The sequence below is a fragment of the Shimwellia pseudoproteus genome, assembly GCF_016415625.1.
GTDB lineage: Bacteria > Pseudomonadota > Gammaproteobacteria > Enterobacterales > Enterobacteriaceae > Shimwellia > Shimwellia pseudoproteus.
In genome coordinates this window covers 26576-38886 of record NZ_WBXP01000035.1, presented here as the reverse complement: position 1 = coordinate 38886, position 12311 = coordinate 26576, and the positions used below count along the sequence as shown (strand labels likewise).

The 12311-nt window shown below is 56.1% G+C and carries 11 protein-coding genes and 1 pseudogene; 3 read left to right on the top strand and 9 right to left on the bottom strand.

The window, feature by feature from the left end:
• On the bottom strand, positions 1–72 hold a 72-nt coding region (locus F9C28_RS20175), incomplete at its 3' end, for a hypothetical protein (RefSeq protein WP_227274730.1).
• 572 nt (positions 73–644) lie between these two features.
• Positions 645–1013, bottom strand: coding sequence for a hypothetical protein (locus tag F9C28_RS14550; protein ID WP_199016075.1), 369 nt, complete (start codon positions 1011–1013; stop codon positions 645–647).
• Between the two features lie 278 nt (positions 1014–1291).
• On the opposite strand from F9C28_RS14550, the gene F9C28_RS14545 reads away from it, so the two are divergent.
• Positions 1292–1663 carry a hypothetical protein gene (locus tag F9C28_RS14545; RefSeq protein ID WP_199016074.1) on the top strand — a complete coding sequence of 124 codons (372 nt, stop codon included), beginning with the start codon at positions 1292–1294 and terminating at the stop codon, positions 1661–1663.
• An 86-nt stretch (positions 1664–1749) separates the two neighbouring features.
• Here F9C28_RS14545 and F9C28_RS14540 read toward each other — a convergent pair whose 3' ends face one another.
• Together F9C28_RS14540 and gcvA are read right to left on the bottom strand one after the other, a co-directional pair.
• Complete coding sequence (locus F9C28_RS14540) at positions 1750–2178, bottom strand: hypothetical protein (protein WP_199016073.1); 429 nt, start codon at positions 2176–2178, stop codon at positions 1750–1752.
• A gap of 78 nt (positions 2179–2256) precedes the next feature.
• The gene (gcvA, locus tag F9C28_RS14535; RefSeq protein ID WP_199016079.1) at positions 2257–3156 is read right to left on the bottom strand and encodes a transcriptional regulator GcvA; all 900 of its coding nucleotides are present in this window, start codon (positions 3154–3156) and stop codon (positions 2257–2259) included.
• Between the two features lie 155 nt (positions 3157–3311).
• Between gcvA and F9C28_RS14530 the strand changes: the two genes are divergently transcribed.
• The gene (locus tag F9C28_RS14530; protein WP_199016072.1) at positions 3312–4214 is read left to right on the top strand and encodes a DMT family transporter; all 903 of its coding nucleotides are present in this window, start codon (positions 3312–3314) and stop codon (positions 4212–4214) included.
• Between the two features lie 98 nt (positions 4215–4312).
• On the opposite strand, the gene F9C28_RS14525 is transcribed toward F9C28_RS14530, so the two are convergent.
• Positions 4313–4975 (bottom strand): YrbL family protein, encoded by a 663-nt coding sequence (locus F9C28_RS14525; protein WP_199016071.1) that lies wholly within the window; start codon positions 4973–4975, stop codon positions 4313–4315.
• A 248-nt stretch (positions 4976–5223) separates the two neighbouring features.
• Complete coding sequence (gene gss, locus F9C28_RS14520; RefSeq protein ID WP_199016070.1) at positions 5224–7098, bottom strand: bifunctional glutathionylspermidine amidase/synthase; 1875 nt, start codon at positions 7096–7098, stop codon at positions 5224–5226.
• A 197-nt stretch (positions 7099–7295) separates the two neighbouring features.
• Here gss and F9C28_RS20560 point away from each other — a divergent pair.
• Positions 7296–7442 (top strand): annotated as a pseudogene (locus tag F9C28_RS20560) (DUF6515 family protein); the annotation flags it as partial.
• Between the two features lie 35 nt (positions 7443–7477).
• On the opposite strand, the gene F9C28_RS14515 reads toward F9C28_RS20560, so the two are convergent.
• From F9C28_RS14515 to F9C28_RS14505, 3 genes are read right to left on the bottom strand one after another with little or no spacing between them, the layout of a single operon-like run.
• Complete coding sequence (locus F9C28_RS14515) at positions 7478–10606, bottom strand: efflux RND transporter permease subunit (protein WP_199016069.1); 3129 nt, start codon at positions 10604–10606, stop codon at positions 7478–7480.
• 6 nt (positions 10607–10612) lie between these two features.
• Positions 10613–11794: an efflux RND transporter periplasmic adaptor subunit gene (locus F9C28_RS14510; RefSeq protein WP_199016068.1), complete on the bottom strand. Its 1182-nt coding sequence runs from the start codon at positions 11792–11794 to the stop codon at positions 10613–10615.
• Between the two features lie 45 nt (positions 11795–11839).
• On the bottom strand, positions 11840–12211 hold the full coding sequence (locus F9C28_RS14505) for a helix-turn-helix domain-containing protein (protein ID WP_332909422.1): 372 nt from the start codon (positions 12209–12211) through the stop codon (positions 11840–11842).
• Positions 12212–12311 lie beyond the last annotated feature (100 nt).

Here is a 12311-nt window from a genome sequence, read left to right as displayed (position 1 = left end):
GAAAATCTCTTTTCGGGTCTGACGGCGCTTAGTGCTGAATTCACTATCGGCGAAGGTGAGTTGATGGCTCATGATGTCCCTCTGGGATGCGCTCCGGATTAATATGATGATCTCATATCAGGAACTTGTTCGCACCTTCCTTAAAATAAACTCATCACCAAAATTTCCGCCACCAACAGCACCAGTTAAATTGACTTTCATTGTTCATCACTCATTCGAGATTCCACTGATTAATCAATAGTACATAGCATCAATTGGATTTGCTATAAAAAAATCATTAAAATTATTATTATTGGGACGCTTTTAACAAATAATATAAATCGCCTTATGTTAATGTGTATATTCTTACTTCATAAAATCTTTAGTGTTAGTACACAAAATAACCACCTGGCATAATAAAGGATGTAACCATCTAGTATATGTTTATTTCCAGCACGTGATGGCTTGCGCTCCGAATGTTTCCATATCGCAGTTTGAAAAAATGATGGCGTAATATTATGTTTAATAATTGAGCATGTCATTTTTCCTTCAATTACAGCTGGTGTTTCTGGCTCTGTTTTTTGAACCTATAAATCAAGGTCTGGGGCATAACGCTGAGATGTTGTACTCGCTATCCCGTAGACACCACCTGATGTCGACATAGCTCATCCCCCGAGCAAGTGCTGTAGTTGGCTCCCCGAAATGGCCGCCTGCTGGTGTAAGTCCATACACGCCTGGCTATTCCAGGTGGCGACCATCCGCACCAGCTGGTTACGGGCGGTCAGGGAAGGGGATTTCAGCTCCTCCCGCGCCAGGCTGTCCAGCACCAGCAGTTCATCAGGGGTAATATCCTGCATCTGGCTGGTAAATACGGTGACTTCGTTACGGGCAAAATTTTTCTTCGCCTGGGGGCTTCCCAATGCCTCCACCGCCAGATTGCAGCGCAACAATTGTTCCACATGGCGGGATTGATTGTCACAGCCCGCGAGCAGTAGGGTACCGATACCCCATATCATTGCTATCAGGTATTTCACTGGACCTCCCTGTCATCAGAATCATACTGTCCGGCAGAGTATTACCCCGCGGTACTATCAGTATGGAAGCCATCATGGCAATTGCGTGATCCGCCTGTGTCATTTGGCACTGCAATTAATGCGAATTTCGCGAGCCGGCCAGCATCCGCCGGGGGCTGTGCTACATTCAGTGCGACGTAGCGTGCAATGGCGCTGGGCTCCTGGCTGGTATGTGCCGTGAGTGCGCTGGGCCCGGTATCTGCCGGCTGGATAAATTGCAACTTTCAAGGATGTTGATCATGGCTGTACATATAACGTTGCGCTGTATAACAGGTGGTGAAGTTTATAACCAGACGTCTGGCACAGTAGGCTGCGACGGAAATTCACTGAATATTGTGGCGGAAGGCACCCGGCAATCGGTGCTGGAAAGCGCCGAACGGCTGTTCTCACTGGCCCATCAGGCGGGCTGGCGGCACTGCCCGCAGGGCTGGGTTTGCCCGGACTGCTCCCGCCAGGGGGCAGAGGATCGTCCGGTAGAGCAGGCGCCGCTGCGGCGCATCAGATGTCGCCTCCCCGTGATGCCCGTCGCGCTGACGACAGCGCTGATGTTCGGCAAATATGCGGGGCTGGGGCCGGATGCGGTTATCGTCCGGCGGCCGCGACTAAAATAACGGCTATTACAGCCGTGCGCGAATAGCGAGGCTCCCGCCAGTATTCCTGCTGGCGGCCCACCGCGCTGGCAATGCCCCGCCGCGTATCAGGCATCATTGCTCATCAGGGGCAAAAGCAACGGCAGACCGCCGCTTTCCGGTGGCGGCATCTCGACAATCGGCACCTCGGCAGTATTGATGGCGGGCGGCGTTTGTTGTGTGGCAATCGGGGGCTGGTGATGCAGCGCCATACAGCCACGGGAGTTGTATTCATTGACCAGCAGCGCCTGAGTGCTATCGCGGTCCTCTCTGGCGTACTGCCCAAAACGCATTAACGGGTAACGATCGATAACCGGCAGCTTACCGCCGAGGGCCGCCCGTTCATTACGGTGGTATTCTGTTCTGGCGGCCTCATCGCCCAGGGTATCAACCGCGTAGCCACAGCGCAGCACCTGCTCAATATGGCGCTTATTACTGTCACACCCCGACAGCAGCAGCCCCGCAGACAAACAGAGAATCACAGCCGGATAGTTCATTGTTCCCCCTGTTAGCCGATCCGTTTCCTTTAGTCTGGCACGTTGTGCGGGAGAGGCGGGGAACGCCGCACGGCTGGATCAACCGGGGTAACGATGGTGGCTGGCCAGGGCGGCGGCGGTGATCCAGTCCCTGAAGCATCGCCCCGCTTTACGTAACATGGCCGAGGGATCGTAAACCAGGTAATACGCGAGCGGGGCGGCGAGCGTCTTGCCCAGCGGGCTGACCAGTAACCCCTGCTGTAACTCCCTGGCCACCAGCGCCTGGCGCATAAGGGCGATGCCTTTTCCGGCGAGTGCGGCATCCAGCACGCCGTTTGAGTCAGTAAATACCGGCCCCCTGGCCGAATCGGCATTGGCGATACCGCAAGCGCTAAACCACAGGGACCAGTCCTGCCGGTGCTCATCATGCAACAGCGGGTAGTGCGCCACATCCTGAGGGGACAATATTGGCTGCCGGGGGGAGATCAGCCGCGGGCTGCATACCGGCTGTAAATTGTCGTTCAGCAGGCATTCAGCGATCAGGCCCGGATACTGGCCGCTACCGTGCCTGACCGCAAAATCGATCCCCTCACTCAGCAGATCAACACGGCGGTTGGTGGTACTGATCTGGATCTCCAGGGCCGGGCAGGCCCGCTCACAGTCGGGTAACCGGGGCAATAGCCACTGCATGGCAAAACCACTGGTGCAACTGAGGGTAAGCCGCTGTTGGCCGGTAGTGTCCGTCAGGCGCTGGGTGGCGGCGGCTATTTGCAGCAGTGCCGGGCGTATGGCGCCGAGGTAAAGCTGCCCCTCAGTGGTTAACGCCAGCCGCCGGGTAGCGCGGACAAATAACCGGGTGCTGAGCATATCTTCCAGTTTGGCGATTTGCTGGCTTACCGCGCTGGCGGTAACACAGAGCTCTTCCGCCGCCAGTTTAATACTCAGGTGGCGGGCGACGGATTCAAAACACATTACCGCATGTAAAGGTGGCAGTTTCATCATGGTCATCAGCGATAGAGTAGAAAAACTTAACGCGCAAAGAATTGCTGGTTTGTCGGGCCACAACGGCCAGTTTTACACTGCTGCTTGTTGTCCGGTATCGCGCCTCGACGCTTATTTTTATAGCAGAAAAACGGCTACCAACAGGAGTCCTTATGCGGTTATCTGATTATCTTCGCTTGTTAACCCTGGCCGCGCTATGGGGGGCCAGCTTTCTTTTTATGCGTATTATCGCCCCTGAATTTGGCGCCCTGAATAGCGCATTCCTGCGGGTGTTATTTGGTGCCCTGGGGCTGGCTGCTGTGCTGGCCTGTTTGCCATCGCCGGTAAGTTTTGCCGGTAAATTCAGGCCCGCACTGCTATTAGGGGTGATTAATTCCGGGGTGCCGTTCTTTATGTATTGCCTGGCGGCAAAATGGGTTCCGGCGGGGTACTCGGCAATCTTCAATGCCACCACCCCACTGATGGGGGCGATTATTGGTTGTGGGCTGTTTGGTGAACGGCTGACCCCCCGCAAGTGGTTGGGGGTACTACTGGGGTTAGGGGGGATTGTGGTGATTGTTCTGCCCGGTGGCGGCCATATACCGGCCAATATTCTGGCCGGTGCGGTGGCCTGTTTAACCGCAACCAGCTGTTATGCGCTGGCCGGATTTCTGACCCGGCGCTGGATTTCCGATCGCGGCGGGCTGGACCCTAACATCCTCGCTTTCGGCAGCCAACTGGGGGCAACGCTGTTTTTATTGCCTTTTTTTGGCGGATCGCTGGTGAGCGGCCCGGCAATACCCTGGTGGCAGGGGGAGATTTGGGGGGCAGTTATTGCGTTGGGCCTGCTGTGTACCGCGCTGGCGTATAGGCTTTATTTCCGGCTAATTGCGGATATTGGGCCGCTGCGCACCCTGACGGTGACATTTTTAATCCCGCCGTTTGCGCTATTGTGGGGATATCTGGTGCTGGGGGAAACCCTGAACAGCCGATTTATCGGCGGGGCGACAGTGGTCGGTATTGCGGTATGGCTGATTGTCAGCGGTGGACAACTGGCCCGCACGCGTCCCGGCTAATATCTTATAGTGGACTGGCTTGTGGTGAAGGAAATAAACCGGACGCGCTGGCATCCGGTTAATTATTCGCTCGAAGAAAGGCGCGGGGAATAATACCCTTAGTGCGGTGCCGGTAACCCAAAATGGTTACTAACGGCCAGGCCATGCAGTTGCTGTTTATCAATGCCGGGGAGCATGATATCTTCCGGGGCACGATAGCCGTACTTTTCCAGCAGAATCATAAAGCGACGCCAGATACGGTCCATTTTTTTGTTATAAAAATAACGGGAATAGGACGCCGCCGGGATCAAACTGGCCTCACCAATATTATCAACAATCACCAGCAACGCGTGGTTTTCACTGAGCCGTTTTACCAGGATATTGCCCGGTTTCAGGGTCATGGTGACAATGCGATCCTTTTCCAGCTGGATGCGCAGCGCAGCCAGCAGTGGCGTCAGCCAGTTAAAATCACCGCTTTTTTGCCCCAGCTTCAGATAATGACCGAGGTCGCGGGACGTGTCGCCATTATAATCGCGAACTAAATCATAGATATATCCGGTACCCTGATCAGTGGCAACCTCGCCATAATGGCGTGGCACTATCTCCCAGCTAATCGCGCGTTGCTCAAGGTGACGATAATAACGAAGTTCTCTGCGTAATTCTTTATCACCACCGTGCTCCAGTGAATGTACCACTTTAATGCAAAGATCTTTATTATCGGGATGAACAAAACACTGCCGGTGACGGCCTTTACCAATTGCGGCGCCGAGCTGTAGTTGCACAATGATCTCCTTTTTTTAAAAAAGCAGATTTATGTTAGCAACAATGCTTAAGGAAACCTTAATTTTTAAGAATATTTGCGGGCTAAAATGCATTTTTTGTTAAACAGCAGCAGTGATGGGCGGTTGGTAGCTATTTAGTTGAATAATTGCTTAGCAATAAATGCGCTGGTAACGGGTTATTTTATGCGAAGGACAGGGAGGGGGGATTCCCAGGAACCCCCCGACAATGGCTGCCGGGGGAAGGGACATTAACGGTTAAGAAATTGTGCGTCTTCGAGGATGCGCAGTGGGTCAATATCACTCTCTTTTTTAATCACCAGGGTCGGGTCAGTACGCAGGCAGGCGCCGCCATAGTGGCCACCGGTGGTGAAGGTACAGACCTGAATATAACGGTTGTCCACCTTCGGCAGGCACCACAACTGCTGGTAAATATTGGTCTGGTGGGAGAATTTACCGCTGGTTTCATCCAGCACTTCACTCTGCTGGACCAGGCCGATATTGCTCCCGCAGCGTCCGGCAATAGGTTTGACTGCGTAACCGCTATTGATCAGTTCGTCATTCAGCGCAAAGTCGGCATTCAGCAGGTAACGGTGGTGGGGGAAGAGCGACCAGAGGATCGGCAAAATGGCCTTATTACTGGGGATGGCGGTCCACAAGGGTTCAAACACCAGCACTTCCGGGCGTAATAAGACATCCATTAGCCGCACGTTGTGCTGAGGGTGCCCGGTACGGATAGAGAGCGCCGCCGGTTCACCTTCGCTTTCGGCCCGGAGCTGATCAAGGGCGGTTTCCCAGGCCCAGGTTTTCCACACGCAGTTGACTTCCCGGCCATCCCCGTCGATCAACTGTCCGGTGGCGCTCCACTGTAATTCCCCCAGGCCGCGCAGGATCTTGCTGTCAAACCCGGCTTTGGTCAGGGCGCGTTGCATAAACAGGGTGTGGTAATTTTCTTCGACATCATCATCCTGCAACAGATGCACAAAAGGGCGGGCCTGGCTGTGTTTCCAGGTGGCCGCCAGGGCATCCAGCAAATGTTCACCGGGGTTGTCACCGCCGCTAATACCACCCTGACGCGCCCATTTCTCAAGGATCAGGCCTGCTTCGGTATGGCAGGAGGCCGAATCCGCATTGTACTCGTACACTTTGAGGCCGCGCTCATCCATACAGAAATCCAGCCGCCCGGTTATCATATGATGGCGACGCTGCTGCCAGGAGAGGCGCAGCCGGGGCCATAACACTTTGGGAATATCAAACAGCGCCAGCAGGTTGTCATCTTTCATCACCTTATCGGTGGCGTGCAGGTACATCAGATGGACTTCGTTGGTGGCCTGAATCAGCGCCTGCTCTGCGCTTTCTGAAATGGTGTAGTAGTGGCAGGGATTGGCATTAATGGTGTGGCCATTAGCCTGAACATAGGCGCTCTCAACCGGATCGGTGGTATCGAGCCACTGGCCGTCAAACTGTCCCTGCTGGGGAATGCTGGCACTGTGGATCCCCAGTAGCCGGGTGTCGGTTTGCGGCGCCGGCAGGCTATATTGGGTATCGGATGTCTGGATCATCCAGCCGAGCAGGGTGGTGTCGTCGAAGGTGTCGTGCAAATAATAGTGACCGTCACGATTCTCCAGCGGCAGTTCCCGGGTCCATTGCTGGCCGGTGGGCAGGGCGGAGTGAATCACATTCTGTTCGACAATACGCACCCGGGTATGACAGACTTGGGTAATAATCGCCACGTGGCCGGTCCGGTTGAATTCACCGCCTTCATCCCAGATAAGCAGCGAACCGGGAACCGGTGCCCGCTGGCTACCGTTGGCAAACGCCTGGAGGGGTAAAATGTCGTCGTTGACCACCTGGCGTAAAAAGCGTAGCGCAAAAATCTCATAGGCCATCCCGACATCGGTGAACACCACGCCGTAATTGAGGTACAAAAAGCGCCGGGCGAACTCCACACACTGCCATTTGTAACCCATATATTCGCTGTTGAGATAGTTTCTGAAGGCGGCATCATCCGGGAATTCCTCGCGATTGACGCTGCTGTAATCTGAAGAGTAGATCGCCACGCCACCCGGCGCATAACCTAAAATTGTCCCAAAGGGGGCATGAAGTTCAGTTGATTTATCGCTCATGCAATTTGCCTTATTACGCGCCGTCAGGCCGGCGGCTGCCTTGAAAACTATCACGGGAAACTATTGTTGAAAAAGGGGCATCACACCGTACGGGTGATACCGGTAAAATTGTGCGCCCCGTCAGGCCCTTTGTACAGGCTGAATAATCCCAGAGCGCCGGGGCATACGGAGAGAATTATGAAGATGTTGCGGATATTGGCCCGCCCCATCGCTATAGCGTGTTACCCGGCCTTGCGACCGCGCTGATTATCGGCGGGTTAACCTATTACGTGCGCAACGGCAGTTATTACCAGAAAGATATCGACGGGAATTATATTGAAGTACCGCGTCCGGCAGGCCTCTGAGCCCGCCGGCGGGTATCCGGTGTTATCGTCGCGGTTTAGCCGTTGTCCTCGTCATGGGGTTTGACCGGGAAGCGGCGGCGTACCACCACAAAAAATACCGGCACAAAGTAAATTGCTAACAGGGTGGCGGCAATCATCCCGCCAATTACCCCGGTTCCCACCGCGTTCTGGGCGCCAGAGCCTGCGCCGCTGCCCATCGCCAGCGGCAGTACCCCGAGGATAAACGCCAGCGAGGTCATCAGGATCGGCCGCAGGCGCATCTGGGCGGCCTCCAGGGTGGCCTCGATAATGCTTTTGCCTTCTTTCATCATCATGTCATTGGCAAACTCGACGATCAGGATGGCGTTTTTCGCCGCCAGCCCAATGGTGGTCAACAGCCCCACCACAAAGTAAACGTCATTATTCAGCCCGCGCAGGGTGGTAGCCAGCAGGGCGCCGACGACCCCCAGCGGCACCACTAACATTACCGAGAACGGGATAGACCAGCTCTCATACAACGCCGCCAGACACAGGAAGACCACCACCAGGGAGAGCGCATATAATGCCGGGGCCTGCTGGCCACTGAGCCGCTCCTGATAGGACATCCCGGTCCAGTCGAAGCCGATACCTTTCGGCAGTTGGCTGGCCATCTGGGCCATTAACGCCATCGCCTCACCGGAACTGCGCCCCGGAGCAGGCTGGCCGAGGATCTCCAGCGATGACAGGCCGTTATAGCGTTCCAGGCGCGGTGAGCCGTAGATCCACGCGGCGCTGGCAAAGCTGGCGAAGGGCACCATTTTCCCGTCCGCCGCCCGCACATACCAGTCGTTAAGATCGTCCGGCATCATCCGGTAGTGGGATTCACTCATCACATAAACTTTTTTCACCCGGCCGCGATCAATAAAGTCATTAACGTAGCTGCCGCCCCAGGCGGTGCTCAGAGTATTGTTGATATCATCCAGCGAGAGCCCCAGGGCCCGGGCTTTCTCTTGATCAATATTGACCTTAAATTGCGGGGTGTCTTCCATGCCGTTGGGCCGCACCGCCATTAACACATCCGGATGTTGTCCCGCCATTTGCAGCAGCTGATTGCGGGCCGCCATCAGGGCGTCATGGCCCAGGCCGGATTGGTCGATAAGCTCAAAGTCAAAACCGGTGGCGTTACCCAGCGCGATAATCGGCGGCAGGTTGAAGGCGGCGATTTGGGCGTCGAGAATGGCAGAGAATGCCTTGTTTGCCCGGGCGGCAATCGCATCCACGCCATTTTCAATCCCATCCCGGACATCCCAGTCTTTGAGGCCGACAAAGGCGATGCCGATATTCTGGCCGCGCCCGGCAAAACCGTAACCGTTGACGGTCAGCACGCTGCGCACGTTGGCCTGCTCAGTTTTCAGGTAATAATCGGTTATCTGGTCGAGCACCTTTTCCGTTCGCGCCTGGGTGGCACCGGCGGGCAACAGTGCCTGGGTGGCAAACACCCCCTGATCTTCTGAAGGCAGAAACGCCGTCGGCAGGCGCATAAACAACCACGCCATTCCGCCGACAATCACCACATACAGCAGCAGATAACGGCCGGTGCCGTTAAGCATCCTGGCCACCACGCGCACATAGTGGCGGGTGCTGTGTTCGAAGCGGCGATTAAACCAGCCGAACAGGCCGCGCTGCCCGCCATGCTCGCCGGGCTTCGCCGGTTTCAGCAGGGTGGCGCACAGCGCCGGGGTCAGGGTCAGCGCCACCAGTACCGACAGCACCATTGCCGAGACGATAGTAATGGAAAACTGGCGGTAGATAACCCCGGTACTGCCCCCGAAGAAGGCCATCGGAATAAAGACAGCGGATAACACCAGGGCTATCCCCACCAGCGCCCCCTGGATCTGGCCCATGGATTTACGGGTGGCGGCCCGGGGCTTGAGGCCTTCCTCGGCCATGACGCGCTCGACGTTTTCAACCACCACAATGGCATCGTCCACCAGCAGGCCGATAGCCAGCACCATCCCGAACATGGTCAGCGTATTAATCGAGTAACCCAGGGCGCTGAGGACCCCGAAGGTACCCAGTAACACCACCGGTACTGCAATGGTCGGGATCAGGGTGGCCCGCAGGCTCTGTAAAAACAGGTACATCACCAGGAACACCAGGATGATGGCCTCAAACAGTGTTTTAACTACCTCATGGATCGAAATATTAATAAACGGTGTAGTGTCGTAGGGATAGACGATTTTCAGCCCCGGAGGGAAAAACGGCGTCAGCTGGGCGAACTTATCCCGGATGGCTTGCGCGGTGTCCATCGCATTGGCGCCGGTCGCCAGCTGGATCCCCAGCGCCGCCGCAGGCATGCCGTTATATTTCACCACGAAGTTGTAGTTCTCACCGCCGCGTTCAACCCGCGCAACATCATGCAGCCGCACCTGGGAACCGTCGCTGTTCACCTTGAGCAGAATATTGCCAAACTCCTCCGGGGAGGTCAGGCGGGTCTGGGCAATGATCGAGGCATTGAGTTGCTGGCCTTTATCTGCCGGCGCGCCACCCAATTGCCCGGCGGCAATCTGGGCATTCTGGCTGGTAATGGCCTGGTTAACGTCCACCGGTGTGAGTTGATAGTCATTAAGCTTATTGGCATTCAGCCAGATACGCATCGCGTATTGGGCGCCAAACAGGGTGCTATCCCCGACACCGTCAATACGGCTGATGGGATCTTTCAGGGTCGAGGCAACAAAATCCGCGATGTCTTCCATGCTCATCCGCCCGGTCTGGTCAACAAACGCCGGGACCAGAAAGAAGGTGCTGGAGGACTTCATCACGGTGATCCCCTGTTGTTGAACCTCCTGGGGCAGCAGCGGGGTGGCGAGCTGCAGTTTGTTTTGCACCTGCACCTGGGCGATATCTGGATCGGTACCGTTTTTAAACGACAGGGTGATTTGCAGGGTACCGGAAGCATCACTGCTGGAGGACATATACATCAGGCCGTCCAGCCCGGTCATGTTCTGTTCGATAACCTGGGTCACGGTATTTTGCAGCGTGGCGGCATCGGCCCCGGGGTAGTTAACCCGGATTTGTACCGCCGTGGGGGCGACATCCGGGTATTGCTCTACCGGCAGGCTGGTAATAGCAATTGCCCCGGCGAGCATAATAATAATTGCCAGCACCCAGGCAAAAATGGGGCGGTTAATAAAGAAACTGGACATCAGTGATTATCCCTGTACTGAAGGATGAAGCGTTGGGCGTGGGGTGTTCACATCCCGTGTTTTGGGGGTAACGGTACTGCCCGGAACGGCGCGTTGCAGGCCTTCGACAATCACCCGCTCTCCGGGGCGCAGCCCGGCAGTGACCTGCCAGCGATCGCCTACCGCCCGGCCAATGGTTAAATCGCGCAAGACCACCTTATTGTGGTTATCCACCACCAGGGTGGTGGCCTCCCCGCGCGGGGTGCGGGTGATGGCTTTCTGGGACACCAGGATAGCCCCGGGATCGGTGCCCTCAATCAGTCGGGCGCGGACAAACATCCCCGGCAACAGCAGATGGTGCGGGTTGGGCACAATGGCCCGCAGGGTGATGGCGCCGGTGGTTTGGTCAACGGTGACATCGGAAAACGCCAGGGTGCCGGTCAGCGGATAGTCGCTGCCGTCCTGCATCAGGATACGCACCTGGGCGTGGCCGTCCTGCTGGACCAGCTTACCGCTGGCAAGGGCATGTTGCAGGCTGAGGAAGCGCTCGCCGGGCTGGATAATATCAATATATATCGGGTCCAGTTGCTGCACCGTTGACAGGGCCGTGGGTTGGCCATTTTCCACCAGGGCGCCTTCGGTGATGGCGGATAACCCGATACGCCCGGTAAGTGGGGCGGTGATCACGCTGTGGCCGAGATCGATCCGGGCGGCGGTCAGGGCAGCCCGGGCAGCATCAATATCCGCCTGGGCCTGGTGCGCGGTGGCCCCGGCCTGGTCCAGGTCCTGGCGGCTAATATAGTGCTGGCCGGACAGGGCGCGATAGCGGGACAGGGTAGCCTGTGCCAGGCTGGCGGCCGCCTCGGCCCGGGACAACTGCGCCCGGGCGGCGGCCTCAGCGGCAATAAACGGCGCCGGGTCAATATGGTAAAGCGGTTGCCCGGCCTTCACATCACGGCCTTCGGTAAAATCGCGGTGCAGAATAATGCCGGAGACCTGGGGGCGGATCTCCGCCACCCGGAAGGGGACGGCGCGGCCGGGCAGGTCACTGGTCAGGGTAAGCGGTGCTGCTACCACGGGTTCAACAATGACTTCCGGCGCCGCGCTGGCCGCCGTGTCCTGGGCGGTATCATGGCAGGCCGCCAGCCCCAGCAGGCTGGAAAAAAGACAAAGCAATGCCAGCGACGCTGGCGCCACAGTTATTTTCATTATTATTCTCTCAACAAGGTGGCTGGAATAGTCCGCGCCGGGTAATTAATGCTGCTGGTGGCATTCCGCTGTGCAAAATGCCGCCGGGGTATTTAATTTGCGAAATTTAAATGGCGGTACGTGGTAGCGCTTAGAAAATGTCCGGCTAAAGGACTGCTGGGAGTCATACCCATAGCGAAAACAGATATCAATCACGTTATCTTGGCTGTGAATAAGATCATGGGCGGCATGTGCCAGTTTGCGGTTGCGGATCCAGGTGCCGAGCCCGACATGTTTTACTTTAAAAAATACCCGCTGCAGGTGCCATTTAGAATAGCCAGCATGGGCCGCGACATCATCAATTGTCAGGGGCTTATGGATATTTTTTTCAATCCATTCAGCGACTTCAGTAATAAGGCTTTCCAGTGTCACCATCATCGTCACCACGCGCGTTAATGAAAGGGTTAGTAAAAAAGTGTTGTAAATTTAATGAATAGAATGCCGTCCGATAGGCACAGATATCTGGCAGTCGGTTATT

Excerpts from the sequence above, each read along its gene's own strand:
- F9C28_RS14545 (WP_199016074.1), top strand. The coding sequence starts at position 1,292 with ATGGCTGTACATATAACGTTGCGCTGTATAACAGGTGGTGAAGTTTAT.
- F9C28_RS14505 (WP_332909422.1), bottom strand. The coding sequence starts at position 12,211 with ATGATGGTGACACTGGAAAGCCTTATTACTGAAGTCGCTGAATGGATT.
- gcvA (WP_199016079.1), bottom strand. The coding sequence starts at position 3,156 with ATGAAACTGCCACCTTTACATGCGGTAATGTGTTTTGAATCCGTCGCC.
- gss (WP_199016070.1), bottom strand. The coding sequence starts at position 7,098 with ATGAGCGATAAATCAACTGAACTTCATGCCCCCTTTGGGACAATTTTA.
- F9C28_RS14540 (WP_199016073.1), bottom strand. The coding sequence starts at position 2,178 with ATGAACTATCCGGCTGTGATTCTCTGTTTGTCTGCGGGGCTGCTGCTG.
- F9C28_RS14530 (WP_199016072.1), top strand. The coding sequence starts at position 3,312 with ATGCGGTTATCTGATTATCTTCGCTTGTTAACCCTGGCCGCGCTATGG.
- F9C28_RS14510 (WP_199016068.1), bottom strand. The coding sequence starts at position 11,794 with ATGAAAATAACTGTGGCGCCAGCGTCGCTGGCATTGCTTTGTCTTTTT.
- F9C28_RS14515 (WP_199016069.1), bottom strand. The coding sequence starts at position 10,606 with ATGTCCAGTTTCTTTATTAACCGCCCCATTTTTGCCTGGGTGCTGGCA.